The sequence below is a fragment of the Pseudomonas sp. MF08817 genome (genome assembly GCF_059862705.1).
Window position 1 is genome coordinate 115,772 of record NZ_JCBCUY010000009.1, and the last position, 24,180, is coordinate 139,951.

Consider the following 24,180-nt stretch of genomic DNA (forward strand, 5'->3'; position numbering starts at 1 on the left):
AAAAACAATCAAAACGCCATGACTCGCATTTCTCTGCTTCACGGGCTCGGCCATTGGCTGGCCCGCCCCCATCGCAGCCTGGTAGCGCGCTACACCTTGCTCTCGGTACTGGTGATTAGCATCGCCCTGGTGACCCTGGCGGTGCTCTATGAACAACTGGCCAAGGACTTGCTCAACCGCTTGACCGGCGAGCGTCTCGACGCCCAGGCATTGTCCACGGCCAACCGCTTGTCGTCGTTCCTCGACGACCGCTTCTACCAGCTCTCGGCCTTGTCCAACCACCCGAACATGCCGGGTTTTATCGCCACGCCATCGGGCTCGGGCAGTGATGTGGAGTCGCTGCTCAAACTCGAAGCGGACTCCCCATTCCTCTACGGCGTGCTGTTTTTCGACGAGCATGACCGTTTGCTCAACGTACTGCCGGGGCAAGCGGCCTCCGGCGAGCCGTACTGGGCGCGGCGTGACTGGTCGATCAGCGGCCTGCCGGTGGCGCGGGTCGGCGATGTCGAAGTGATCGGGCCCTTGCTGGCCGGCCCGGGGCGCTCCGGTGGCTTTCTGATCCGCAAGACCATCCGCAACGGCCGTACCGACCACCGCGTGCGCATTGCCTTGCACCTGCGCCTGGCCTCGCTGACCGAGTTGCTGGTGAGCGCCGGCATGAGCGGTGTGGTGGCACCGCTGCTGCGGGTGCCGGGCGGGGCGTTCATCGACCCCACCGGGCGCCAGGTGCAAGCGCCGAAGCAGTGGCGCGACGGCCCGCAGATCATTGCGGGCTGGCAACTGGTGTTCAGCGTGCAACCGGGGGCCATCCTCAAACCGCTGAACGATGCGCGCTGGTGGCTGTATTGGGTGGCGGCGGGCTTTATCGCCTTCATTGTGGTGGTGTTCTTTACCCTGTCGCGGCAGTTGCGCGCACGGGTCAGCACCCTGTTGCAGGGCGCCCAGCAGTTGTCCATGGGGGACCTGAGCTACCGCCTCGCCGAGCAACCGCGGGACGATGAAATCAGCCATGTGGCGCGGGCCTTCAATGTGATGGCCGAGCGTCTGGCCGATGTGCTGGACCGCACCGTGCGCACGGAAAACCTCGCGGTGCTCGGCACCTTCGCCACCGGCGTGGCCCATGAAGTGCGTAACCCCTTGGCCACCATGAAAACCACCGTACAAGCCTTGCTACGCCGCGAGGAAGAACCGGAGCGGCGCCACTTGCTGACGGATTTGGGCAAGGAAATCGACCGTTTGAGCCACGTCACCAGCGACCTGCTGGAATATGGCCGGCCACACCCGGCCCAGCCCCGGGCTGTTGCGGTTGAACCCCTGTTCGAGCAGGTGGCGCGGCGGGTGGCGGCCGACATGCAGGCCCGCGGCGTGACCCTGCACTGTCGCGCCGAGGCGGGCCTTGAGCTGTATGTGGACCCAGACCAAGTCCAGCAGATTTTGCTCAACCTGTGCCTCAACGCCTTGCAGGCCAGCCAGCCCGGCGACGGCGTGCAATTGCACGCCCAGGCGCGGGGCGAGCGGGTGCGGGTCACGGTGATCGACCAGGGCTGCGGCATCCCGGCGGGCGACTTGCAGCAGATCCGCCAACCGTTTTTCACTTCCAAGGCGCGCGGCACCGGGCTGGGGCTGAGCATCTGCCAGCAACTGCTGGAGGCCAACGGTGCGCCCATGGACATTATCAGCACACTGGGCGCGGGCACTGCGGTGACCCTGGATTTCTGCGCCCCACCTGGGAAAGAGGCGAAGTGACCCCCCGATGTCTGACATTCACGTACTAATCGTCGACGACGAAGAAGCGCTGGTGCGCTCCTTGAGCTACGCCCTGCGCGCCGAAGGTATGCGCATCAGTGCCGCCAACAGCGGCGAGGCGGCCCTGGAGTTGCTCAGCGGCGAGCACACCGATATCGATATCGTCCTGCTGGACTTGGGCCTGCCGGGCATCGATGGCATCGCCACCCTCGAAGGCCTGCGCCAACGCCACGCGCACCTGCCGGTCATCATGATCTCGGCCCATGGCGATACCCGCGCTGCCGTGCAAGCGGTGAAAAGCGGCGCCACCGATTACCTGACCAAACCTTTCGAGCTCGATGAGCTGCTGGCGGTGATCGCCACCACCCTGGCCCTGGTGCACGTGCCAGCAGCCCCCGGGCAGGGCGAAGCCAGCGCTGAACTGGCCGCCGGCCTGCTCGGCCACAGCCCGGCGATGCGCGCGCTCCATGAGGCGGTGCAGCGCATCGCGCGCAGTTCGGCCACGCGCATCCTGCTGCTGGGGGAGTCGGGCACCGGCAAGACCCTGGTGGCCCAGGCCCTGCACAACCACAGCGCGCGGGCCGCCCAGGGTTTTGTCGAGGTTAACTGCGCGGCGCTGCCGGAGCAGTTGATCGAGGCCGAGTTGTTCGGTTCGGAAAAGGGCGCCTACACCGGCGCCCATCAAAAGCGCGCCGGGCTGGTCAGCCAGGCCAATGGCGGCACCTTGTTTCTCGATGAAATCGGCGAGTTGCCCCTGGCCCTGCAAGCCAAGCTGCTGCACTTTCTGGAGAACGGCAGTTACCGCGCCGTAGGCGCCAACGCCGCCAGCCACGCCGATGTGCGGGTGGTGGCAGCGACCAACCGTGACCTGGCCGAGGACGTGCGCCTGGGGCGGTTTCGCGAAGACCTGTTCTACCGCTTGAACGTCATCACCCTGGACATTCCCGCCCTGCGCGAGCGCGGCGAGGATGTGCTGCTACTGGCCCAGCACTTTGCCCGCCGCCAGGCTGCGGAGGAGGGCGTGGAGCCGATCCGCTTCGCCGCCGACAGCGCCACCGCGCTGGTACACCACCGCTGGCCGGGCAACGTGCGTGAGCTGAAAAACCTGGTGGAGCGCCTGACGATCCTCAGCCCCGGGCAGCTCATCAGCCCCGACCTGCTGCCGCTGCCCCCGCTGGGCGCCCAGGACGCCCCCCAAGTGTTGGGCGACCAACTGGAGCGCGCCGAGCGCGACCTGGTCAGCGATGCCCTGAGCCGCACCGCCGGCCACAAGGGCCTGGCCGCCAACCTGCTGGGGATTTCCCGGCACGCCCTCAAGCGCCGCTTGCAGCGCCTGGGCCTGGGTTGAGCGCAAACCGCTCAACCGCGCGCAAGGGTTGAGCGCTTAGCGCTCAACGGCGTGCTCGCGTGGCCATAAACCTCTGTGGCAGCGAGCCTGCTCGCGATCGGGAACATCACCCCCCCACAGCCCTGATGCCCTCGCGAGCGGGCTCGCTCCCCACGGCCGTCATGGCTGTGCCAGCATCCTGGCACAGCCCTTGCTCTATCCCTTCCTGCTAGCTAACAAGAGGCGTCGCGAACGCCCTAAAGGAAAAGCCTTATGTCCCTGCCACGTCCATGGTTTCACTGCGCCCTTGCCCTGGGCGGCCTGTTGCTGAGCGTCGCCTCGGTGGCCCAGGTCGGCCGGGTTGAGCTGGGCGCGGCCGCGTCCCAGGCCGACTTGACCATGGGTTGCCTATACCCGATGACCGAGCGCGCAGCGATCTACGGCCAGGACAGCATCGCCGGGGTGCAAGTGGCATTGATCGAATTGCAGGCCATGCGCGAGGCGGGCGACAAGGTGCCGCGCCTGCGGGTGATTATCGACGACGACCAGTCCAAGGCCTCCTATGGCGTGGGCCTGGCAAAGAACTTCATTCACCAGGATGGCGTGCAAGTGTTGTGCGGCATGGTGTCGTCGGGCGTGGGCCTGGCGGTCAGCGAGTTGGCCAAGCGCGAGCAGGTGCTGATGATTGGCACTGACCACGCGTCCTCGCGCATGACCCTGGAAAACGGCCACCCCTGGTATTTTCGCGTCACCAACGACACTTGGACCTCCATGGCCGCCGGCGCCCGCTACCTGCAGGCCCTGCAAAAGGAAACCGGGTGGAAACGCCTGGCCTTCATCGGCCCTGACTACGAATACGGCCACGTCTCGCGCGACGACCTGCACGAAGCCTTCGCCCGACTCGGCGTGGCGTTCGAGGACGTCACCGAGCTGTGGCCGCGCCTGTATGAGCCGGATTACTCGGCCTACATTGCCGCCCTCGAGCAGGCCAAGCCCGACGTGATCGTCTCGGCCCTGTGGGGCGGGGATTTCCACGCCTTTGTCACGCAAGCAGCGGGCACGCGGCTATTCGAGACCTCGCGCCTGGCCAACTTCGATACGGGCGGCAACTACGATTTTCTCGTCTCGCTGGGCGACAAGGCGCCGCCGAGGCTGATCCTCTCGGCCCGCCACCACAACAACTGGCCCGACACGCCGCGCAACCGCTCCTTCGTCCAGCGCTTCCAGGCCCTCAACGGCCGCTACCCGACCTACGCCGCCCAAGGCGCCTACACCGGTGTGATGGTGTTGGCCAAAGCCTTCGAGAAGGCCGGTGGTAGCACCGACACCCAGGCCCTGATCCACGCCCTCGAAGGCCTGGAAATCGCCTTGCCGGAAGACCCGCCCGGGTTCGTCTCACGCATCGACCCGCGCACCCACCAGCTCCAGCAAACCCAAGCCATCGGCACCCCGGTGGCCAACAGCCAGTTCCCCCCGGCCCAGGTCATGCTGGGCAACTGGGCCGTGTATTCGGCGCAAGAGCTGCAAATGGACAGCGCCACGATCAACCGCCGCTTGGCCACGCACGCCGCTGGCAAGCCGCGCCCCGAGGGCCGAGCCCCTTAACCACCCCTGTGTCTTGAATCGAGAATGGAAAAAGCCATGCACAACTATAAAAAAAGCGCACGCAAACACCCCTTGGCCCTGGCGATCACCGCCGCTGGCCTGGCCTTGAGCCTGAGCACCACGGCCCTGGCCGCGGAAAACGGCAAGTTCCGCATTGGCGTCGTGACCTTCCTGTCCGGCCCGGCGGCGGGGCCGTTCGGCGAGCCGTCGGCCAACGCGGCAAAAATCCTCGTGGAAGGGCTGAACCAGGGCAAGTTGCCCGCACCCTACAACACCCTGGGCATCAATGGCGCCGAAATCGAAGTGGTGCTGATCGACGAAGCGGGCGGTGCGGCCAAGCAGGTAGAGGAATTCCGCAACCTGGTGCAGCGCCAGAAGGTCGATGCAGTGGTGGGCTACATCTCGTCCGGCGATTGCCTGGCCATCGCCCCAGTGGCTGAAGAATTGGGGGCGATGACCGTGTTCTACGATTGCGGCACTTCCCAGTTGTTCAAGGAGGACAAGACCCCGCAATTCGTCTTCCGTACCAGCCTTGATGCTGCCGTGGACAACATTGGCGCCGCCCGTTACCTGACCAAGACCCGCCCTGACGCGCAGAAAGTCGCCGGCATCCAGCAGAACTACGCCTGGGGCCAGGACAGCTGGAACGACTTCACCCACTCCATGGAGCAGTTGATGCCCAAGGCCAAGGTGGTCGAATCGCAAATGCCGAAAGTCTTCCAGGGCCAGTACGGCGCCGAGATTTCCGCGTTGTCGGTCAAGCGCCCGGACATCATCCACTCCAGCTTCTGGGGCGGCGACATGGAAGCCTTGGTGCTGCAAGCCAACGCCCGTGGCCTGCTGGAAGATGCCACCGCCGTGCTCACCTGCGGTGAGTCGGCCCTGGCGCGCTACAAGGACCAGGCCCCGGACGGCATGATTATCGGCGGCCGTGGCCCGTTCGGTGCCTTCGCCCCGGAAAACGACCTCAACCGCTGGTTCAAGGACAAGTACCAGGCCACCTACAACACCGCGCCGACCTACCCGGCGAGCAAAATGGCCCAGGCCATCCTTGGCCTCAAACACGCCGCGGAAAACGCCAAGGCGCAGCCGGGCAAAGTGCCAGCACCGCTGGAAATCGCCAAGGCGTTCAAGGGCGCGACCTTTGAGTCGGTGTCCGGCACCGTGCAAATGGCCCGCGCCGGTGGCCACCAGGCCATGCAAGGTATCGCCTACGGCGAATACCACTACGACAAGGCCGCCAAGCAGGGCAGCGTGCAGAACGTCATCGCCTTCTCCGGCGAGTGCGTGACCCCGCCAGACGGCACCACCGCGCTGGAATGGATCAAGGCCGGGTTCCCGGGCGCGCAGTGCAACTGAACCGCCCCGCGTGATTGAGCCACTGTGGCGGGCCTGCGGGCGCCGCCACCTTTTTGCCAAGGTAGGACCTCTATGATGAGTCTCTTCGCGGTGCTGATCGACGGCACCATCTATGCCTCGTGGCTGTTTCTGGTCGCGGCCGGGCTCACGGTGATTTACGGGGTCATGCGCATCCTGAACATGGCCCACGGCAGCTTCTACGCCATTGGCGCCTACACCGCCGCCTCGCTGGTGGGCTGGTATTTCAACAATGGCATCGGCCCGGTGTGGGCCGGTTACCTGTTGATGCTCGGCTGCGCCCTGGTGGCAGGCCTGATCGTGGGCCTGATTATCGAGCGCGGCCTGCTCAAGTTCATGTATGGCCGCGATGAAGTACTGATGGTCATCATCACCTACGCGCTGCTGCTGGTGTTGGAAGACACCATGAAGATGATCTGGGGCGTGAACCCCTATTTCGCCTACCAGCCCTACGCCGAAATGGGCCGCAGCGCCCTGGCCGGGCTCAAGGTGTCCAATTACGACCTGATGCTGGTGGGCGTCTCGGCGGTGCTGGGCCTGGGCCTGTGGCTGTGGCTGGAACGCACGCACCAGGGCAAGGTTTTGCGGGCGGTGATCCACGACCGTGAAGTGGCCATGGCCATGGGCGTGAACGTGCGGCGCATGTTCACCCTGGTGTTTGTGCTGGGCACCATGCTCGGCACCCTGGCCGGCGCCTTGACCGCCCCGGCGATTTCCGTGGTGCCGGGCATTGGCGTGGAAATCATCGTGCTGGCCTTCGCCGTGGTCGTGGTCGGCGGCATGGGCAGTATCGAAGGCGCGGCCGTGGGCGCGTTGCTGGTGGGCTTGAGCCGGGCGGCGGCGGTGCATTACGCCCCCGAGTTCGAGCTCTTTGTGATTTACGGCGTCATGGCGCTGGTGCTGGCGGTACGCCCCCAGGGCCTGTTCGGCCGCGTCGTTGCGAGGAAGATCTGATATGCGCCTGGATAAAACCGAACTGATTTTGCTGGGCGTTGCCGTGGCCCTGGCCGCCGGCGGCTGGATCGCGCCGCAGTGGCTGGTGTTTTTGCTGACCATGGCGCTGGCCAAGGCCATGGTGGTGCAGGGCGTGGTGATGCAGATGCGCGCCGGCCTGGTGACCTTTGGCCAGGGCCTGTTCTTTTGCGTCGGCGGCTACGCCGTGGGCATGAGCGGGCACTTCTTGAACATCAGCGACCTGGCCGTGCTGCTGGCCATCGGCGTGGGGGCGGCGGTGTTGCTGGCCATGCTCCTGGGCCTGTTGATGACCCGCTACCGCGAGATCTTCTTTGCCATGCTGTCGCTGGCGTTCTCGATGATTCTCTACGGCGTGCTGGTCAAGAGCTCGGGCCTGGGCAGCACCGACGGCTTCAACGTCAAGGCCTGGACCCTGTTCGGCTGGTCGCCGGCCCATGGCCAGGCGCCGTTGGCGCTGTTCGTCATCATCGTCGCCACCTCGGCGGTACTGGCGGTGTTGCTGCACCGCTATGGCCGCAGCAGTGCCGGGATGATGTGCGAAGCGATCCGCGAGAACGAAGTGCGGGTCGAATACCTGGGCCAGTCGCCCCGCTGGGTGCTGTACATGAACTACGTCGCCGCAGCCGCGGTGTCGGCCCTGGGCGGTGGTTTCATGGCCCTGTCGGCCGGGCATATCGACCCGGAAATGGCGTACTGGATCACCTCCGGCGAGTTCGTCTTCATTGCCTTGCTCGGTGGCACCGCCCACGTGGCGGCACCCTTTATCGCCGCCATCGTGTTCGCGGTGGTGCGTACCTACGCCATCGAACTGGTGCCCCATAGCTGGCAGATGATTCTGGGCTTCACCCTGCTGGCCATCATTGTCTTTCTGCCCAAGGGCTTATGGAGCCTGTTTACCGGTCAAGCCAGGAGGGCCAAGGCATGAACTGCATTCTTGAAACGCGGGGCCTGTGCAAGTCGTTCGGCGCCGTCACGGCGGCCAAGGACGTCAACGTGCGCATCACCCAGGGCGAAGTGGTGGGGGTGATCGGCTCTAACGGCGCCGGCAAAACCACTTTCATCAACATGGTCACCGGCTACCTCAAACCCAGCGGTGGCGAGATCCTGTTCAACGGCGATTCGATCATCGGCCGCACGCCCCGGGCCATCACCCGCGCCGGCATGGCGCGCTCGTTCCAAGTGGCGCAGTTGTTCCCGCAACTGAGCGTGCTGGACAACCTGTTGATTGCCGTGTCCGCCGCCGAGAGCCCGTTCCCGGCCTTGCTTGCGCCGATGCGCAGCGCACCGCGCATTGCCCGCGCCGACGCGATCCTCGCCGAGTTCGGCATCAGCCAGTGGCGCGACACCCTGGTCACTGCGGTGCCGCAAGGGGTGCGCAAGCTGATCGACATCGCCATGGCGCTGATCGGCGACCCGCAAATGCTGCTGCTGGACGAGCCCACCAGCGGCGTCAGCGCCGAAGAAAAAACCGCGCTGATGGACACCGTGATGAAAGTGGTGGCCGAGCACCGGGTGACGGTGTTGTTCGTCGAACACGATATGGACGTGGTACGCCGCTATGTCTCGCGCATCCTCGCCTTCTACAGCGGCGAAGTGCTGGCCGACGGCGCCCCCGAAGAGGTGCTGGCCAACGCGCGGGTGCAGGAATTCGTCACTGGCGGCCCCAAGGCCCACAAGGAGGTGCAGCAATGAGCCTGGAAATACGCAACCTGAACGTGGCCATCGACGGTGTGCCGATCCTGCACGACGTGTCGCTGTACGTGGGCCCGGGGCAAATGGTCGGCCTGATCGGCCATAACGGCGCCGGCAAGACCACCCTGATCCGCGCCATCATGGGGCTGTTGCCCGCCGATTCGGGGTCGATCTTCTTCAATTGGCAGGATTTGTGCGCGCAACCGGCGTTTACCCGCGCCACCGCCGGCATCAGCTACCTGCCCGAAGACCGTCGCCTGATCCCGTCGCTGACGGTGGAAGAAAACATCCTGCTGCCGGTGTGGGCCAACAAGTTGGCCGACAGCGCGCAGCGCCTGGAATGGGTTTATAGCTTGATTCCCGAGATCGCCCAGTTCCGCGACCGCAAGGCCATGCAACTGTCGGGCGGCCAGCAGAAACTGGTGGCCCTGGCGCGGGCGTTGATGCCGGGCAACAAGCTGTTGATCCTGGACGAGCCTTTCGAGGGCGTGGCGCCGGTGCTGTCCCGGCGCTTGAGCGAGGTGATCGCCAAACTGGGCCAAGAGGGCCTGTGTGTGCTGATCTCCGAATCCGATGACACTCACTCTGCCGACCTGGTCGATGCCGTGTTTCGCATCGAACGCGGCAGCGTAACCGCAGGGTAGGGCGCAAGCATGTCGACATTTAACTTTGAAACCACGCCCCGGGTGATTTGCGAAATCGACGGCGCCTTGCGCCTCGGTACGCTGTGCCGGGAACTCAAGGCCGAGCGGGTGCTGCTGGTGAGCGATCCGGGCCTGCTGCGCGCCGGTTTGCTCGACGCGCCGTTGCAGGCGCTGCGTGAGGCCGGCGTGGAGGCAACGCTGTACAGCGACGTACAAGCCGACCCGCCCGCGGCCTCGGTGCAGGATGCCGTGGACGCGGCGCGCAACTGCCGCGCCCAAGCAGTGATCGGCCTGGGCGGCGGCAGCTCCTTGGACACCGCCAAACTCGTCGCCCTGCTGTGTGGCCGCGAGCAGGCACTGGAGGCGATCTACGGCATCAACCTGGCCCAAGGCCCGCGCTTGCCGCTGATCCAGGTGCCGACCACGGCGGGCACCGGCTCGGAGGTCACGGCGGTGGCGATCGTCACCACCCCCAGCCACGAGAAAAAAGGCGTGGTCAGCCCCTTGCTGTACCCGGACATCGCCTTGCTCGACGCGCGCCTGACCGTGGGCCTGCCTGCGGCGGTCAGCGCCATGACCGGGGTGGACGCCATGGTCCACGCCATTGAGGCGTACACCAGCGTGCATAAGAAAAACGTGCTTTCCGATGGCCTCGCCGTGCAGGCCCTGCGCCTGCTGGCGGGCAACCTCGACCGGGTGCTGGCCGAGCCCGGCGACCTGGCGGCACGCTCGGACATGCTCCTGGGCTCGATGCTGGCGGGCATGGCGTTCGCCAACTCGCCGGTGGCGGCGGTGCATGCCCTGGCTTATCCGCTGGGCGGGCAGTTCCATGTGCCCCACGGCCTGAGCAACGCCCTGGTGCTGGTGCCGGTACTCAATTTCAACCGGCCGGCGGCCGAGGCGTTGTACGCCGAGCTGGCCACGGCGGTGTTGCCGGGCCAGCGCTTCGCCAGCCCGGCCCTGGCCTGCGACGCCTTTATCGGCTTTATCACCGCACTGGTGGCGCGCATGCCGTTTGCCCAGCGTTTGCAGGAGGTGGGCGTGAGCGCCGAGGACCTGGATCGCCTGACCGACGACGCGATGAAGGTCGAGCGCTTGCTCATCAACAACCCGCGCCCGGTGCGCCGCGAAGACGCCCGCGCCATCTACGCCTCGGTGTTGTGACCCCAGGCCCTTGAGAGGAATGAGCATGAATTACGAATTCAGAAGCGTGCCCCGTGTGGTCTGCGAGGCCGGTGCGTTAAGTAGCGTCGGCACCCTGCTAGCGGGCCTCGGCGCGCAACGGGTGATGTTGGTGTGCGACCCGGGCATCGTCGCCCTGGGCTTTGCCGCCCAGGCGCAAACGGCGCTGGCCGCGGCCGGTTGTGCGGTGACGGTGTACGACCAAGTCGTGCCGGACCCTTCGGCCACGGTGGTCAAGCAAGCCGCCGAGCAAGCGCGCTCGTTCCAGGCCGATGCGGTGCTGGGCCTGGGTGGCGGCAGTTCCCTGGACGCGGCCAAATTGGTGGCCTTGCTGATCCGCAGCGAGCAACCCCTGGAAGACCTTTACGGCACCGACAAGGCCCTGGGCCAACGGGTGCCGCTGGTGCTGGTGCCAACCACGGCGGGCACCGGTTCGGAAGTGACCTGGGTGTCGGTCATCACCGACGAGCAGCAACGTAAACAAGCGGTGTATTCGCCGCAATTGATGCCCGATATCGCCGTGCTCGACCCCGAGCTGACCCTCGGCCTGCCGCCCAAAGTCACCGCGGCCACGGGCCTGGACGCGATGGTCCACGCCATCGAGGCCTACACCAGCCGCACCCGCAAGAACCCCATCGCCGATGGTTTGGCCACAGCCGCTTTGGCGTTGCTGGGCGCCAACCTGCGCAAGGTGTTGGCCGATGGCCGCGACGTCGCCGCGCGCACCGCGATGCTGCAAGGCTCGCTGATGGCCGGCATGGCATTCGTCAATGCCTCGGTGGCGGCGATCCACGGTTTGGCTTATCCGCTGGGCGCGCGCTTCCACATTCCCCACGGCCACGCCAATGCCCTGGTGATGGCGCCGGTGTTGCGCTTCAACCTGCACGCGGCCCAGCGCCAATACGCCGAATTGGCGGCTTACCTGTTGCCCGGGGAGCATTTCGAGCATGAAGCGCACGCGGCGCTCGCTTTTGTCCAGGCCATCGAGGCCCTGGTGGCCGACAGTGGCCTGGAGCTGCGCCTGTCCAACCTTGGCGTGGACGAAGCGGCGTTGCCGCTGATGGCCACCGAGGTGGTGGTGGGCATCCGCCGCCTTATCGACAGCAACCCCACGGACATGACCGAGCACGATGTAGAAGCCATCTACCGCGGCATCTACTGACCCACGCTGTGGCGCCCGCGCCGCAACGCGGTACGCGGGCGTATCGGCTTTACCCCTGGCCTTTTACGGATCGTCCGCAACTGCGCAGGGCAGGGTTTTACCTGCGTTTTAACCAAGAGAATAAAAACAATGAAAGGTCGTACCTGCTCCAACGCTCAACTGGCCCTCAGCAGCCTGGCCCTGGCCATCGCGGCACTGCCCGCCGTGGCCCAGGAAAGCGCCGGGTTCTTCGAGGACGCCAAGGCCAGCCTCACGGCGCGCAATTTCTACATCAACCGTAATTTCACCAACCCGGCGTATTCCCAGGGCAAGGCCGAGGAATGGACCCAGAGTTTCATCCTCGACGCCAAGTCCGGCTTCACCCAAGGCACCGTGGGCTTTGGCGTGGATGTGCTAGGCCTGTACGCCCTCAAGCTCGACGGCGGGCGGGGCACCACCAACACCCATTTACTGCCGGTACACGACGACGGCCGCCCGGCCGATGACTTCGGGCGCCTTGGAGTGGCGCTCAAGGCGCGGCTGTCCAAGACCGAGCTGAAAGTCGGCGAGTGGATGCCGGTGCTGCCAATCCTGCGTTCCGACGACGGCCGCTCCCTGCCGCAGACAATGCGCGGGGCACAGGTTACGTCCCAGGAAATCGACGGCTTGACCCTTTACGGTGGCCAGTTCCGTGGCAACAGCCCGCGCAACGACGCGAGCATGGACGATATGTCGATGACCGGTTTGGGCGGGGTCACCTCCGATCGCTTCAATTTCGCCGGTGGTGAATACACGTTCAACGACAAACGCACGATGCTCGGCCTGTGGAATGCCGAGCTAAAAGACATCTACAACCAACAGTTCATCAACCTGGTGCACAGCCAAGCCGTCGGTGCCTGGACCCTGGGCGCCAACCTGGGCTACTTCATCGGCAAGGAAAGCGGCAGCGAGCGGGCAGGGGAGTTGGACAACAAAACCGCCTCGGCCATGCTCTCGGCCAAGTACGGTAGCAGCACCTTCTATGTGGGCTTGCAAAAGGTCAGTGGCGACAACGCCTGGATGCGTGTCAACGGCACCAGCGGCGGCACCCTGGCCAACGACAGCTACAACTCAAGCTACGACAACGCCAAAGAACGCTCCTGGCAATTGCGCCACGACTACAACTTCGCCGGCGTCGGCGTGCCGGGCCTGACCCTGATGAACCGCTACATCAGCGGCGACAACGTGCACACTGCCACCGTCAGCGACGGCAAGGAGTGGGGCCGGGAGAGTGAACTGGCCTACGTGATCCAAAGCGGCAGCCTGAAAAACCTCACGCTGAAATGGCGCAACAGCACGTTGCGCCGCGATTACAGCAGCCTGGAGTTCGACGAAAACCGCCTGATCGTCAGCTACGCCTTCTCGGCGCTCTGATACTGCACGCCCGCATCCGCTTCAGTTCTTGGCACTGAGGCGGGTGCGGGGGCACGACTCAGCCCAGCCATTGAGAAGGTGGTTGTTTTTCAGGGCGAAGCAGGGCGTGCCTGGAACACTTCGCATAGGCGCTTGCAATGCCAACCGCCCATAGAAAAACAGCGCCGTCAGCCAGGTGGTCAACCAAACGAAAATCCCCGCCCAAAAGGTGTGGGACATGTAGTGCCAACCTTGCAGTACCCGAGTGGTGCCGTAAAAAAAGCCCAGTAGCAGCACCGCCATTAGCAACTTGCGCGCATGGGCCCAGCGGTGGCGCAGGGCAACGAAATACAGGGCCAGCAAGGTAAACCCGCTGGACGCATGGCCGCCCGGCCAGCAGCGACCAGCCCCGGCCTTGTCCAACCACGTGAAATTCTCGAACCATTCCTTGCGCAACTCAGTGCCACCGTAGAGCGTGGTTTCCACCGGGCAGTACACGCTGGTGTGGCTTTTGAGGTAATGGATAACCAGGGTGCACAGGGCAAAAGCGACGACGACGAACAGCAAGTCGCGGCGGTGCCGGGTGGTAAAGCGCAGCAACGGGGCGATGCGGGTTTTCTCCAGAAAGCGGCTGGGCCGACGGCTGGCAAGGCGTGGCCAGACAAACGACAGCAACGAACCGATCAGCGCCCATTCGCCGGTCCAATCCGGCAGGACCCTGGGCCATTTATGGGTGACGATCTCGAACCAACGGCTTTGGCGCATCAGGAATTGGCCACTGGCAGGGTCAACCAACAGGTTGCTGATAGCGCGGTCCAACTCCGTCAGGTCAAACACTAGGAACACCGCCATCGCCAGCAACATCGGCAGGCCCAGGTTGAATAGATAGAAGCGCGAACGGGACGGTGCCTGCATGTTCATTGCCCGGCGCCGGCGGCAAGTGTGCGCCACTGGTTGGCGTTCATCTGGCCGAGGATGCGCGCTTTGCCCTGGCTGCCCATGGAGATGAACAGGGCGCTGGCATAGGCGCTTGAACGCTCGCCGCCAGGGACGTTCAACTGACGCTCGACATAGTCGATGCAACCACTGTGGGTCACCAGCACCAGGTTGTGGCCTTCGGTTTTGTGCTTGAAAGCCGTGTCGGCGAAATCCCGGTCGCATCGGTTCAACCAGTCCTGGGTGGCAACGGCATCGCCGAACATAAAATGCGCCGTCTGCTGCGTGCGCACCGTAGGGCTGCTCAGCACTTGCGCCTGCTCCAGGCCCAAGCGCTGAATGCCTTGGCCTACGTCGGCCGCGGCCTGACTTCCTTCGACTGTAATACCACCGGGGTCGCCCAGGCAGGGGTTCGGCGAGCGGTCGCAACGCTCGGCATGGCGGATCAGGACAATCACCGCACCTTTGGCCCAATCGGCGTAAATCCCGCGGCTGAGCATTTGCTGTTCATTGCCCACATTCATGATGAGAGTCCTCGACGAAAGCCAGGTGGTCAGCGCGACCAGGGCCAGCAGGGTAAACAGGCCAATGGCCAGCGCTTTTGCGCCGGGCCGGCGGCGCCACTTAGGGCGGGATGCAAACACGGGGGTTTCGATAGCGCCTTGCAGCATGCTGTCACTCCGACAGGCAGGACGGGAATGTGAGCACTGTAGGAGCGGGGGTGTGGGGGGAGGGTGAAGGGGAAGTGAAAAAAACCTTATGGAGTGGGGATTGTTGCAGTGTCTATTTATAACTCAACTAAAGAACCATTTAGCATAGTTATAACTCAATCGTATTAGATATCAGCAGAAGCAGAAGGCTGTAACTGTCATTCCTCCAGTTTCGCGCCCGCGAAACTCTTGCCGTGGTTTAGTTTCTCTAGGTACTTGATCAGATCCTTTTCCTCGCAGTCATTGAATTGTCCGCGCAAAAGCTCATTTAGCCTAGCCTCGCTCAGGCCCAAGACGGCTGCTGCATTTGTAATTCCGTCTGTTGAGCGGCTTAGCACGAGGCTGATTTCCGTGACGATCCGGGCCTTGCGCAGCATTTCCTCAGGGTTGGCCACGCCGATGTCAGCGTAAACGTTGTAAGGTTTTTCTTGCTCGGTCATTTTTGGTTTTCCATAAATAACGGTTATCTATATCTGCAAAGCTACATTCAACCATCAACTTTTTGCATAGACTTTTGCTCAACTTAGGGTGTTTTTTAGTTGTGGTATAATTTTCTTGACTTCTGATGCGGCCTCCAATGCAAAAGGGAGCACTCACTAATCTAAAGGTAACATTAATGGCAATTGCGCAAATCGAAAAATTCGACCTCGTTGTAGCAAACGTTCTTCAACATTTACTCGTAACTTTCCCCCAGCCCGTTCACTTGCAAGCTGACTCAGCCGATTATCAGACTGTCTATCGAGAAGGCAATAGCTGGGATGGAGCTGGATATGTTGCGGCAAGTGCTGAGGAGTTTTTGTTCACGAGTTGCGTGCGTTGGTTGTCTGACGAAGGCTTTGTCCGGTTCTCCAAAGAGCTTCCAGCTAGCTTTGAAGGGGCTGTTCTGACACATCAAGGGCTGAACCTGGTGAGCGGCAATCCTGCTTCGTTGACCCGTGAACGTTACATTAACGATTGACCGCAGGCTGAATTGAGCGTGGTCGGGGGCTTTCAGCACATTGAAAGGCGCGTCTCTTGCCCCCAGGCTCTTATCCTTAGGTTCGCATAATGTATATTATGTTAAACGAGGTGCTATGTTAATAATGTTCATGAACCTCGTAAGGCACTGATTCGACAAATCGGCTTCCGGCATCCACTCTCTCAACGGGCCATGTACTCCGTGTTCATGGCGAGTCCTTGAATGAGGTGGCTGCCGATGAAACTGATTCAGTGCCGTTTCTCTTCAGGTCAACGACTACCGCTGCTTGTACAAGCTGGTGATGCGGCGCCGTTGCCCACACTTGTCCCGTTCATCTACGTCCAACTTAAACTCAGACAGCGCGCTTACAACACGGCTGCGGCGCATCTGCGCGCGATCCTGGCTTTCTACTCCTATGCCAGAACCCGAGATCTGGATATCGATGAGGCTATCTTGGCCTGCCACTTCGAGGCGATTCTGGCTTTATTGGACGGCTACGCCATTTGGCTTCAAAGCAGTCGTCAAGCCGACAACCTGGTCGCCCGAATCGGCAAAGCTGAAACGGTACTTTTTCCTCAGATCGATCCGCGTACCCGGGACCAGTACCTGCGTTTGCTGAAGAAATACCTTTCCTGGTGCGTCACCCGTTACATTCCGCGCGCCCATCAGAATTCCGCCACCCAGACTAACATCGAGGTGGTATTTGCCGATGTCGCCGACGTGATAGAGCGGCGCTTTGAGAGCCATATCATCAATGTTCGTCCCGACCATGCTCGTTACCGCAGCCTGACAGATACGCAACTTCAGATCGTTCGCACATTGATTCGCCCCGGCGCAACGGCGAATCCGTTCCCGGAAAGGCTGCAACTGCGCAATTGGCTGATGATTGAATTACTACTGGAGACCGGTATGCGCCGAGGGGAGCTTCTCAAGCTCTACACCACCGATGTCAATGATGGTACTCAGCATGCCTATGTCAGCATCAATGAGCGCGCAAATGATCCCGGTGACCCGCGCGCTGAAGAGCCTGCGCTGAAAACACACGGACGGACAGTAGGTATTTCCGCGCAGTTGTATGAAGTCTACGAGCGTTATATCCAGGGAGAGCGACGCCCCCTGCGTAATGGCAAACCAATGAAATTGCTGTACCGCTATTTGTTCATCTCTGACCGAGGCCGCCCGCTGTCGATCCGAGCGTTGTCTAGCGTCCTTGATCGGCTGTTTCTGACAATTGAACTGGCTCATCCGGGGTTGTTGCCTACACTTTCCGCGCATGACTTTCGTCACACCTTTGCCGATCGTTTTTTGGCTTACCTGGTCGAGAAGCGTGGGTATGACCTCGAGCGGGCCACGGACGAACTCCGGCGTGTCTGCGGTTGGACTGACACTTCGACGATGCCACGCCGTTATGCAAGTCGTTATCTAGCCGAGTCGGCCAACTTCCACAACGCCCAGCGTGCCTCAGCAGCCTGGAGCCGACTTGACAGTTAAGGAGGTTCACCGTGACCAAATCAGCCGATCAAGAACACGCTTCACCCTCCTCCTCTTTTCCGGCCTACGTGTTCGAGGGCCCGGCTCAGGTTGCGATTCGAACTCGCACCAATGACCAGCCACGATACGTCGATACCCGGCTGCCGGTGTGGACGTGGTACGACGGTGGGGTTGCACTGAAAATTGACTGGGCCTCACTTGACTTAACTCCAGAGCTCAATGAAATAGCCAAAAGCTTTATGGCATATGCGTTGGAAAAATATGCTCCACAGACAGCATTCATGTTTGTAAGAACTCTTGTCTATTTATCAAGCACCGCGCTTGCTCGTTACTTTCCTTGGGATTATCATAATTTAATCGCTGAATTAAATGGCTTCAAACAATCCAGGCAACATCTAATTGGATTTCGCAGACTTTATCGCTGGGCAGTTGATAGAGGGATTAAAGGTTTTGATTCAAACATCTTCCTTAAAATCAAGGATGTGAAATCAGATCGGGTTGAACCGTATGCTCGAATTTTTCTCTCGCAGTCTGGTTTAGAACTTGATGAGGAAATTCGATTGCTCAAGCGTATAGAGCGAAAAACCTCTTCAAGTGACTGGGTAGATGCTCAGCTCAATATGATGCTCCACCTGGGTTTTGAATTGGGGCCGCGTTCGATTCAGTTTCATTCGCTAGACGTCGCGGACTTTGAGTTCATTGAAAGTGCTGATCATGAGAAGTACTACACCCTATGGCTACCCATGGCCAAAAAGGTCGGCCAGCGCAGACCTGAGCGGCGCCCCCGTAAAATAACCACCCGCCTGGGTGAGAAAATCTCACGTCACGTTTTAGAAATTCAACGCCGTTTTGGTAGCGACTGTGAACCATTATTTGTCAGTCCTTGTGGAAGGCGTCTCTCGGTTGTTGAAATCGGTTCAGGTCTCAAACGCGAGCTGCGTGAAGCTGGGATAGACACGCCGAATCAGGTAACCATGTTATTGCGTCACCACCTCGGGCAAGGCTTGGCGGATCAGGGTACTCCGGCAGACATAATTGCCGAACTGCTCGGGCACAACAGCACGGTTGCGGCCCGTGCTTATGTAACGGCAACCCCCAACATTGCCCGGATAAAAGAGAAAGCACTGGGTAAGAGCCCGGCCTATCAACGCATCATGCGCAGCTTATTAACTGGGCAAATCGTTCAACGCCGCGATACTGCTCCTGAAAGAGCAGTCCGCGGCGTCATTGATACGCAGTACATCGGCGATATTGGCGCCTGCGCCCTGCCGGTCCATACCCACTGTCCCTACAACCCTATATACGCCTGCTACACCTGCAAGAAGTTCCACCCCTTTGCTGACGGCCGCCATGAGCAGGTAAAGGAGGCACTCCAGCGGGAGGCCCAACGGTTCATTGATATGGCAGAACTAGCCGGTGATCTCATTCACAACCGGCCCCTGGCCCAGCATCAGACAACCATTCTGGCGGTAAGCGCTACGATCGAGCGCTGCCGGCAGCAAACTGAGGATGCTGCAGATGACGCTGTCTAGAGCAAGTCAACGCCTCGGAGGTTTTGTTACACAGGAACAAGCGATTTTCCATTCGTTACCGATTTCAACACCGTGGGCGTCATCGTTATGGGGCGTCGGAAGCTGGTTACCACAACGTGGAAAGCAAAATACGCTTACCTTCGAGACGCATCGGCAAGCCCTCGAAAAAACGGGCTATCCTTCTCCGGCGAAGGGCCCACTCCCCCTCGTGTTCCAAGATTTTAACAAGGCCCTGATTGTGTATCTACAACGCACCCGGAGCCTGCAGTTTTCGATGGTGGCTGCATACAATATTGCTATCCGGCGGGTATACAACCCCTTGTTTGAGCGCGGCGCATCCGATCCCACACAGTTGACACGAGGTGATTTTGATCGCGTCGTAGAATTCCTCCGCCAAAGCGGTTACAAGAATCTGTACGACGCGACCTCTCATCTTCAAGTAGTAGCGGATACGATTGATATTCTGCAATTAACTAAGATCGCCATCCACTTTGAGCATGATGCAAAACCAGAAAAGCGCCGTCACGACTATATTTCGCTGCATGATCCCGATCGCACTGTAAAACAGCGTAAATCTGATGAGAAGTTGCCCTCTCGTGAGGCGATGGAAGCCTACGCCCTTTGTTCGAATAATCCGCTTAATGACAGCGAAGAGATTTTGCTGCGCATAATCGATTTACTGATCGCGACTGGCCAAAGAGGGAACGAGGTAGCGGTAATTCCTTATGACTGTTGGGTTGAAAGACCAATCAAAGGAGCAACAGGTGAGATAGTTGTAGATGCAAATGGCAAGCGCTTGGTCGAATGCGGAATTAGGTACTTTGCGGAGAAGCATTTTCAATCTCGTGTTCATTGGTTTGCAGAAAGCGACGTCCCTCTAGCTAGGCGTGCAGTCACGCGACTCAAGTTACTGACCCAGGAACAGCGAGAAATCGCTAAATGGCAAGAAGATAATCCAGGTCGCCTCTGGGACTACTCGCCGAAGAAGGAAATGTCAGAAGCTGAAATTTTTAGCTGGCTTGGATTCAGTCAGAATCGCGATTCGTCTCGGAACCTAAATGTGTACTTTTCACGAAATGGAATCCATCCTAGCAAGGTGTCGAGGCAAAAGTATTTGGCTGGCGATATTGAGAGTTTTCTCGTTCCTAAACTTCACGGGCATGCCGCGCTTACCGAAAATGTCAGCGGCAAGCTTCGTGTTGTCTTAAAAACAAGTGAAACACTTGCCATCGCATTTGACGGACAATTTCGTTTGGGGGGACGTGAGGCCAACGTGTTCCGTGCCATTCCACGACGAGTGATGTTGGCTGACATTAACCGAGCACTCGGCGCGGATCCGCGATTCTCGTCCATATTCTCGCGCCGTTCATTATTTGAAGCGGATGGGACACCGATCAAGCTGACTAGCCATCAACCGCGTCACTGGCGAAATACTATTTACCATCTGACTGGCATGAGCGATGTTCAGCAGGCGCTGGCCCTGGGGCGAAAACGCCTCGACCAGAATGTCTATTACCAACACACAAGCATTGAAGAAAACACCGCTACCCATCAAGAGTTCTTGGCGTTCAATAGCCATCACGACCGTATCGACTTTCTACATGCGGGCATAAGAGATAAGCGCATTCAGGGCACTTTGACCGACAGTTACCATGCGCTGCTGTCAGATAAAGGCGCGATCACGGCAGAAGCATTCCTCACCGTACACGCAACGGCGCTGCACGTGACACCCTTTGGAGGTTGCATTCACGACTTCTCCCAAGCGCCCTGCCCTAAGCATCTTCAGTGCTGGAATGGCTGCTCGCATCTGCATCTGATGGGCACACCATCGGAACGGGCTAACCTTAAGAAACAAGCCGATAATCTGACGAACGCAATTACCATTATGCGCGATGCCGGTGCCGGAGAGGCAGGCAGCGATGTATGGCTGGCAGACCAGGAAGACAAGCTCAATAATTTAAGATCAGTCCTTGCACGCGATACCAATGTAGGCGTGCAACGCGTGTTTCCAGATGGGCATCCTGTGACAGTTGCAGATACGGACAAACGACACAGTTCGGTTTCAGATGACTAGAGGCTACTATGGCGAGACGACAGATATTGCGGGGCGGGACTCTAGATGAGGCAATAGACGCCCTCCTCGCCCAGATGATTGGCTCAGGAGTGGAGCTCGCCCCCATTTCCCGACCGGAGGTGCAGCGCCGGCTGGGCCTGACAAGCCGAGCTACGCTAGGAGGTGACCGTGGAAACAGAATCGAGTCTGCGCGAATCGCACAACTGAGGGAAAGCGGGAGAGACCCAGACGGTGCCCGTCGACGCAGGAGCCTTGAGGAGCGTATTGCAAGTCTTAAGACGGAAAATGCAGTTCTGGTGAGACAGCGAGACCAGCTTTTTGAAGCCCTTTCGGCAATAGCGCACAATTGCCTACTTGGCGGGCTGGATGTCGAGTCGATAATGGCACCGCTGAGGAACACTCATAAATCTACCTAGCCAGGTCATCGACTACAGATTACGGCATGATCAGCGGAGTTGCCCTAGGACAAGTTTGCACAGGTTTCTAACGACTATACATTACGGTATGGGTTACTCGGCTACCGTTCCACGCCCTACCGCTTTAGCACATCCAACCAGGCAGACCTTACTTAGATGTCTCCACCGGCTGACCTGATTGTAGGGTCACAGCATGAAGCCCTCTGCGAGTTGCAGCAGCATATCTTCAACCTGGCTTGTGCCTTGCTGACTATTCAGCATCTGCACTGGAGCCATGCCGCCGAATCGCACCTTGGGCTTTGAGAGCCAAAGTTTGGCTTTGTCGGACTCACCAAACACCGCATCGGCCATAGCGTGGATATGCGCGATGCGAAAGAAGCGATCGCTCTCCTCAACTGTCAGGAGCTGATTGCGGTTGATGCGGCTCTTTAGCGTTCGCGGTGGGATAATTTGATCGCGTTCGAGCTGCGACACCGTTCCGTCTTCCGTCAACTGCACCAGTCGGGCTGCAGGAAAACCCTGTGTAATACAGTTGTGAATATCCATATCACTGGCCAAGACAGAAATATCTAGCAGGGTTTCAAGGCGTACACGGTACGCTGAGTATCCAGAGCCACGAAGAATTTGAGCTCGCATGGCGAATCTCCTGAAATCGTGATACCACATGATGCGTGGCGGTCGCGGTTTGATGCAAGAGGATTGACATCTGCGTCAATCAACCATGGTTTACCTGTAGCCCCTGAGGCACTTTAGTTCTATCCCCTAAAGGGGTCTGCAAAGCCCGGCAACGACCGGTTTTTTGCTTTTGTGTTTTTTGCTCCTACTCAACTGCCTAGTGATAAACCTTCGAACCCTGAACTACCGAGAAATTCTCGGTAGTTGCCGCTTTGAATTAATTCCGCTTGCGGCGATCTCGCATGCGCCTCCCCTCGCGGCCACACGACTATCGCCGTTGCGATTTCCAACCAGAAGCGCATTGCATCGGTCGCAGTAAAGACTGCTCTGGTCGTGAACATTGACGGTAACCGCAAAGTTCTGGACATGCAGGCTGCCCCATCAGAGGCTGAGCCGTTCTAGGCGAACCTCCTGCGTAACCTCAGCACTGAGGCTTGAGGTGAAAGCTGGTTATTTTCGACCCTATGAAGGCCTGAAGGCGCCGGGTCTCCACGCCAATTGGCAGCGCTTCATGTGTTGGGATAACTCGGATTGCTCAGGGCGCCTCGTAGTCGACCTCAGTTTAAGACAACGAGACATCTACGGAACACGTGGCGATTCAGTTTTTCCGAGCTTGCCGGCGGTACCTTTCCGCCCTTCGTCCTGAACATGCACAGAATTATCCTTACCGGAAGGCTGCATATCGCCCCCAAGCAGTGGTCTATTTTCTTTCCTGCCCGGATTTTAGTACCTGCACGCCTTGGACATCCGGTGTTGCGCAAAATACTTCTAGCGCAGCGGCTTTAACGCAAATCTTGTTGTATCCGCCAAGAAGTTCGTAGCTATTTACCGTGAGGACCGCATTCACCCCAGTGGCAATCCTAGCCCTAATTTGTTCTCGTGCGCTTTCATCAAAACCATATTCCCTTATCACCCGGTCCAATGTGACATCAACAAACGCGTGCTCAAGCGCGACAATACAGCTTTTGGATACATTCATATAGGTGAGGGGGCCATTTCCCGAGTCTTTAACCACCCCAGTATCCGTGAGTAGCGCACAGCGCTCATCGAACACAGCGACGAATATAGTTGTGGAGAACTCTGGGGCTATAAAAAATTCATTTATAAATCCGTCCAACTGGGACTCATCGTCATATCTGTCAACGTAGAGAAACAGTAGCAACAGCCTAATCCACTGCTGATACTCCTTCGACGAAACGCCGTAAGTGTTGCAGATATACGCTTCTTCAGATGAGTTTTTTTTGGCCAGTGCCAGATACAGCGAAAGGGCGCCAGGTTTATCGAGGGAGTGATCTAAGAAGGTATCGAACCGCTTTAACACCTCCTTGATTTTATAAGGGTTTCGCAACCAGTTCATTGTTTTATATGTATAAATAAACTTGACGTGACCGAGAAACCTCTCAAAGTCGAATCCTTCTAAATCCTTCAAATGTATTTTAGGTTGCTTATCCAGGCGACCTCTAACTTCGTTGATCATAGCAAGTAAGCTGGACACATGCTCAGGATAGGGAGCTTCGTGACGTTCGAACAAGCGCTCAAAATTCAACCGGTCTTTCTCGCCTGTTCGCATGAAAGTAAATAGATCCTGAAATCCAAGATTTCTCCAGATCTGAGTCTTTCCTTCCAGACGGATTGAATCGCCCCTAGTTTCGTAGACACCTCCAAGCCTTAAAATGAGGCCCATTAGGAGGTGCCATGAGCAACCAGCGATATCCCGAAGAATTCAAAATCCAGGCGGTCAAACAAGTGACCGAAAAGAAGCTTCCTGTTTCGGAGGTGGCTGCACGATTGGGTGTGTCCGTGCACAGCCTCTATGCCTGGGTTAAGCGCTACACCAAGCCCCAGGAACAGCGCGTTGAGGAGGATGATCAGAGCGCTGAGGTTCGTCGTCTACGGGCCGAGCTGAAACGGGTGACGGAGGAGCGAGACATCTTAAAAAAGGCCGCCGCGTACTTTGCCAAGGAGTGCGGCTGAAGTACGCCTTTATTAAGCAGCAAGCGGGTCATTACGCGATTCGACGGCTTTGCCTGACGCTCAAGGTTCATCCCAGCGGCTACTACGCGTGGCTATCAGAACCAAAATCTGCGCGAGCCAAGGACGATCAGCGACTGCTTGGACTGATCAAACACTCCTGGTTGGAAAGCGGTGGTGTTTATGGCTATCGCAAGATCCATGATGACCTGCGAGAGGTTGGTGAGAGCTGTGGCCGTCACCGGGTAGCTAGGTTGATGCGCCTTGAAGGTTTACGTTCTCAGACTGGGTATCGACGGAGGCCGGGAAAATATGGCGGTAAACCAGCCGTTGCCT

At 59.6% G+C, this 24,180-nt stretch carries 20 protein-coding genes and 1 pseudogene; 16 read left to right on the top strand and 5 right to left on the bottom strand.

Annotation, left to right across the window (positions count from 1 at the left end; translation table 11 throughout):
* Positions 1 to 18: 18 nt before the first annotated feature.
* From AC19YR_RS07890 to AC19YR_RS07940, 11 genes are all read left to right on the top strand, one after another.
* On the top strand, positions 19 to 1,746 hold the full coding sequence (locus AC19YR_RS07890) for a sensor histidine kinase (RefSeq protein ID WP_500597874.1): 1,728 nt from the start codon (positions 19 to 21) through the stop codon (positions 1,744 to 1,746).
* A 7-nt stretch (positions 1,747 to 1,753) separates the two neighbouring features.
* The gene (locus tag AC19YR_RS07895) at positions 1,754 to 3,094 is read left to right on the top strand and encodes a sigma-54-dependent transcriptional regulator (protein WP_095108292.1); all 1,341 of its coding nucleotides are present in this window, start codon (positions 1,754 to 1,756) and stop codon (positions 3,092 to 3,094) included.
* A gap of 252 nt (positions 3,095 to 3,346) precedes the next feature.
* Positions 3,347 to 4,678, top strand: a complete 1,332-nt coding sequence (locus AC19YR_RS07900) for an ABC transporter substrate-binding protein (RefSeq protein ID WP_500597876.1) — start codon at positions 3,347 to 3,349, stop codon at positions 4,676 to 4,678.
* Between the two features lie 36 nt (positions 4,679 to 4,714).
* Complete coding sequence (locus tag AC19YR_RS07905) at positions 4,715 to 6,037, top strand: ABC transporter substrate-binding protein (protein ID WP_095108600.1); 1,323 nt, start codon at positions 4,715 to 4,717, stop codon at positions 6,035 to 6,037.
* A gap of 72 nt (positions 6,038 to 6,109) precedes the next feature.
* The gene (locus AC19YR_RS07910; protein WP_095108294.1) at positions 6,110 to 7,009 is read left to right on the top strand and encodes a branched-chain amino acid ABC transporter permease; all 900 of its coding nucleotides are present in this window, start codon (positions 6,110 to 6,112) and stop codon (positions 7,007 to 7,009) included.
* 1 nt (position 7,010) lies between these two features.
* Positions 7,011 to 7,955: a branched-chain amino acid ABC transporter permease gene (locus AC19YR_RS07915; RefSeq protein ID WP_500597879.1), complete on the top strand. Its 945-nt coding sequence runs from the start codon at positions 7,011 to 7,013 to the stop codon at positions 7,953 to 7,955.
* Positions 7,952 to 8,722 carry an ABC transporter ATP-binding protein gene (locus tag AC19YR_RS07920; RefSeq protein ID WP_095108296.1) on the top strand — a complete coding sequence of 257 codons (771 nt, stop codon included), beginning with the start codon at positions 7,952 to 7,954 and terminating at the stop codon, positions 8,720 to 8,722. The genes AC19YR_RS07915 and AC19YR_RS07920 overlap by 4 nt, the downstream gene beginning before the upstream one ends.
* Positions 8,719 to 9,366, top strand: a complete 648-nt coding sequence (locus AC19YR_RS07925; RefSeq protein WP_095108297.1) for an ABC transporter ATP-binding protein — start codon at positions 8,719 to 8,721, stop codon at positions 9,364 to 9,366. Before AC19YR_RS07920 ends, AC19YR_RS07925 begins: the two co-directional genes overlap by 4 nt.
* 9 nt (positions 9,367 to 9,375) lie before the next feature.
* On the top strand, positions 9,376 to 10,530 hold the full coding sequence (locus AC19YR_RS07930; RefSeq protein ID WP_500597881.1) for an iron-containing alcohol dehydrogenase: 1,155 nt from the start codon (positions 9,376 to 9,378) through the stop codon (positions 10,528 to 10,530).
* A gap of 25 nt (positions 10,531 to 10,555) precedes the next feature.
* A complete protein-coding gene (locus tag AC19YR_RS07935) occupies positions 10,556 to 11,710 on the top strand; it encodes an iron-containing alcohol dehydrogenase (protein ID WP_500597883.1) in 1,155 nt (384 codons plus the stop codon).
* 129 nt (positions 11,711 to 11,839) lie between these two features.
* A complete protein-coding gene (locus tag AC19YR_RS07940) occupies positions 11,840 to 13,102 on the top strand; it encodes an OprD family porin (protein ID WP_500597884.1) in 1,263 nt (420 codons plus the stop codon).
* 21 nt (positions 13,103 to 13,123) lie between these two features.
* Here AC19YR_RS07940 and AC19YR_RS07945 read toward each other — a convergent pair whose 3' ends face one another.
* The 3 genes from AC19YR_RS07945 to AC19YR_RS07955 form a co-directional block, all read right to left on the bottom strand.
* On the bottom strand, positions 13,124 to 13,996 hold the full coding sequence (locus AC19YR_RS07945; RefSeq protein WP_500597895.1) for a phosphatase PAP2 family protein: 873 nt from the start codon (positions 13,994 to 13,996) through the stop codon (positions 13,124 to 13,126).
* Between the two features lie 2 nt (positions 13,997 to 13,998).
* Positions 13,999 to 14,688: a lipopolysaccharide core heptose(II)-phosphate phosphatase PmrG gene (gene pmrG, locus AC19YR_RS07950; protein WP_256576547.1), complete on the bottom strand. Its 690-nt coding sequence runs from the start codon at positions 14,686 to 14,688 to the stop codon at positions 13,999 to 14,001.
* Between the two features lie 197 nt (positions 14,689 to 14,885).
* A complete protein-coding gene (locus tag AC19YR_RS07955; protein WP_500597886.1) occupies positions 14,886 to 15,167 on the bottom strand; it encodes an XRE family transcriptional regulator in 282 nt (93 codons plus the stop codon).
* 176 nt (positions 15,168 to 15,343) lie between these two features.
* Here AC19YR_RS07955 and AC19YR_RS07960 point away from each other — a divergent pair, with 176 nt between their 5' ends.
* The 4 genes from AC19YR_RS07960 to AC19YR_RS07975 all read left to right on the top strand — a co-directional run bounded on the left by AC19YR_RS07960 (position 15,344) and on the right by AC19YR_RS07975 (position 20,782).
* Positions 15,344 to 15,685: a hypothetical protein gene (locus AC19YR_RS07960; RefSeq protein ID WP_500597888.1), complete on the top strand. Its 342-nt coding sequence runs from the start codon at positions 15,344 to 15,346 to the stop codon at positions 15,683 to 15,685.
* A gap of 237 nt (positions 15,686 to 15,922) precedes the next feature.
* Positions 15,923 to 17,176 carry a tyrosine-type recombinase/integrase gene (locus tag AC19YR_RS07965; RefSeq protein ID WP_500597889.1) on the top strand — a complete coding sequence of 418 codons (1,254 nt, stop codon included), beginning with the start codon at positions 15,923 to 15,925 and terminating at the stop codon, positions 17,174 to 17,176.
* 11 nt (positions 17,177 to 17,187) lie between these two features.
* On the top strand, positions 17,188 to 18,708 hold the full coding sequence (locus AC19YR_RS07970; RefSeq protein ID WP_500597890.1) for a tyrosine-type recombinase/integrase: 1,521 nt from the start codon (positions 17,188 to 17,190) through the stop codon (positions 18,706 to 18,708).
* On the top strand, positions 18,695 to 20,782 hold the full coding sequence (locus AC19YR_RS07975; protein ID WP_500597891.1) for a hypothetical protein: 2,088 nt from the start codon (positions 18,695 to 18,697) through the stop codon (positions 20,780 to 20,782). Before AC19YR_RS07970 ends, AC19YR_RS07975 begins: the two co-directional genes overlap by 14 nt.
* A gap of 602 nt (positions 20,783 to 21,384) precedes the next feature.
* Here the strand turns inward: AC19YR_RS07975 and AC19YR_RS07980 are convergent.
* Together AC19YR_RS07980 and AC19YR_RS07985 are read right to left on the bottom strand one after the other, a co-directional pair.
* A complete protein-coding gene (locus AC19YR_RS07980) occupies positions 21,385 to 21,834 on the bottom strand; it encodes an Xre family toxin-antitoxin system antitoxin (protein ID WP_500597893.1) in 450 nt (149 codons plus the stop codon).
* Positions 21,835 to 22,573: 739 nt separating this feature from the next.
* Positions 22,574 to 23,557 (bottom strand): hypothetical protein, encoded by a 984-nt coding sequence (locus tag AC19YR_RS07985; RefSeq protein WP_500597894.1) that lies wholly within the window; start codon positions 23,555 to 23,557, stop codon positions 22,574 to 22,576.
* A gap of 11 nt (positions 23,558 to 23,568) precedes the next feature.
* On the opposite strand from AC19YR_RS07985, the pseudogene AC19YR_RS07990 reads away from it, so the two are divergent.
* A pseudogene (locus tag AC19YR_RS07990) lies at positions 23,569 to 24,180 on the top strand (IS3 family transposase); the annotation flags it as partial.

What these genes read in the sequence shown, in the direction of transcription:
- AC19YR_RS07975 (WP_500597891.1), top strand. Translation starts at nt 18,695, where the DNA reads ATGACGCTGTCTAGAGCAAGTCAACGCCTCGGAGGTTTTGTTACACAG.
- pmrG (WP_256576547.1), bottom strand. Translation starts at nt 14,688, where the DNA reads ATGCTGCAAGGCGCTATCGAAACCCCCGTGTTTGCATCCCGCCCTAAG.
- AC19YR_RS07960 (WP_500597888.1), top strand. Translation starts at nt 15,344, where the DNA reads ATGGCAATTGCGCAAATCGAAAAATTCGACCTCGTTGTAGCAAACGTT.
- AC19YR_RS07910 (WP_095108294.1), top strand. Translation starts at nt 6,110, where the DNA reads ATGATGAGTCTCTTCGCGGTGCTGATCGACGGCACCATCTATGCCTCG.
- AC19YR_RS07980 (WP_500597893.1), bottom strand. Translation starts at nt 21,834, where the DNA reads ATGCGAGCTCAAATTCTTCGTGGCTCTGGATACTCAGCGTACCGTGTA.
- AC19YR_RS07905 (WP_095108600.1), top strand. Translation starts at nt 4,715, where the DNA reads ATGCACAACTATAAAAAAAGCGCACGCAAACACCCCTTGGCCCTGGCG.
- AC19YR_RS07940 (WP_500597884.1), top strand. Translation starts at nt 11,840, where the DNA reads ATGAAAGGTCGTACCTGCTCCAACGCTCAACTGGCCCTCAGCAGCCTG.
- AC19YR_RS07945 (WP_500597895.1), bottom strand. Translation starts at nt 13,996, where the DNA reads ATGCAGGCACCGTCCCGTTCGCGCTTCTATCTATTCAACCTGGGCCTG.
- AC19YR_RS07955 (WP_500597886.1), bottom strand. Translation starts at nt 15,167, where the DNA reads ATGACCGAGCAAGAAAAACCTTACAACGTTTACGCTGACATCGGCGTG.
- AC19YR_RS07930 (WP_500597881.1), top strand. Translation starts at nt 9,376, where the DNA reads ATGTCGACATTTAACTTTGAAACCACGCCCCGGGTGATTTGCGAAATC.
- AC19YR_RS07925 (WP_095108297.1), top strand. Translation starts at nt 8,719, where the DNA reads ATGAGCCTGGAAATACGCAACCTGAACGTGGCCATCGACGGTGTGCCG.
- AC19YR_RS07965 (WP_500597889.1), top strand. Translation starts at nt 15,923, where the DNA reads ATGAAACTGATTCAGTGCCGTTTCTCTTCAGGTCAACGACTACCGCTG.
- AC19YR_RS07915 (WP_500597879.1), top strand. Translation starts at nt 7,011, where the DNA reads ATGCGCCTGGATAAAACCGAACTGATTTTGCTGGGCGTTGCCGTGGCC.
- AC19YR_RS07985 (WP_500597894.1), bottom strand. Translation starts at nt 23,557, where the DNA reads ATGGGCCTCATTTTAAGGCTTGGAGGTGTCTACGAAACTAGGGGCGAT.
- AC19YR_RS07920 (WP_095108296.1), top strand. Translation starts at nt 7,952, where the DNA reads ATGAACTGCATTCTTGAAACGCGGGGCCTGTGCAAGTCGTTCGGCGCC.
- AC19YR_RS07895 (WP_095108292.1), top strand. Translation starts at nt 1,754, where the DNA reads ATGTCTGACATTCACGTACTAATCGTCGACGACGAAGAAGCGCTGGTG.
- AC19YR_RS07900 (WP_500597876.1), top strand. Translation starts at nt 3,347, where the DNA reads ATGTCCCTGCCACGTCCATGGTTTCACTGCGCCCTTGCCCTGGGCGGC.
- AC19YR_RS07935 (WP_500597883.1), top strand. Translation starts at nt 10,556, where the DNA reads ATGAATTACGAATTCAGAAGCGTGCCCCGTGTGGTCTGCGAGGCCGGT.
- AC19YR_RS07890 (WP_500597874.1), top strand. Translation starts at nt 19, where the DNA reads ATGACTCGCATTTCTCTGCTTCACGGGCTCGGCCATTGGCTGGCCCGC.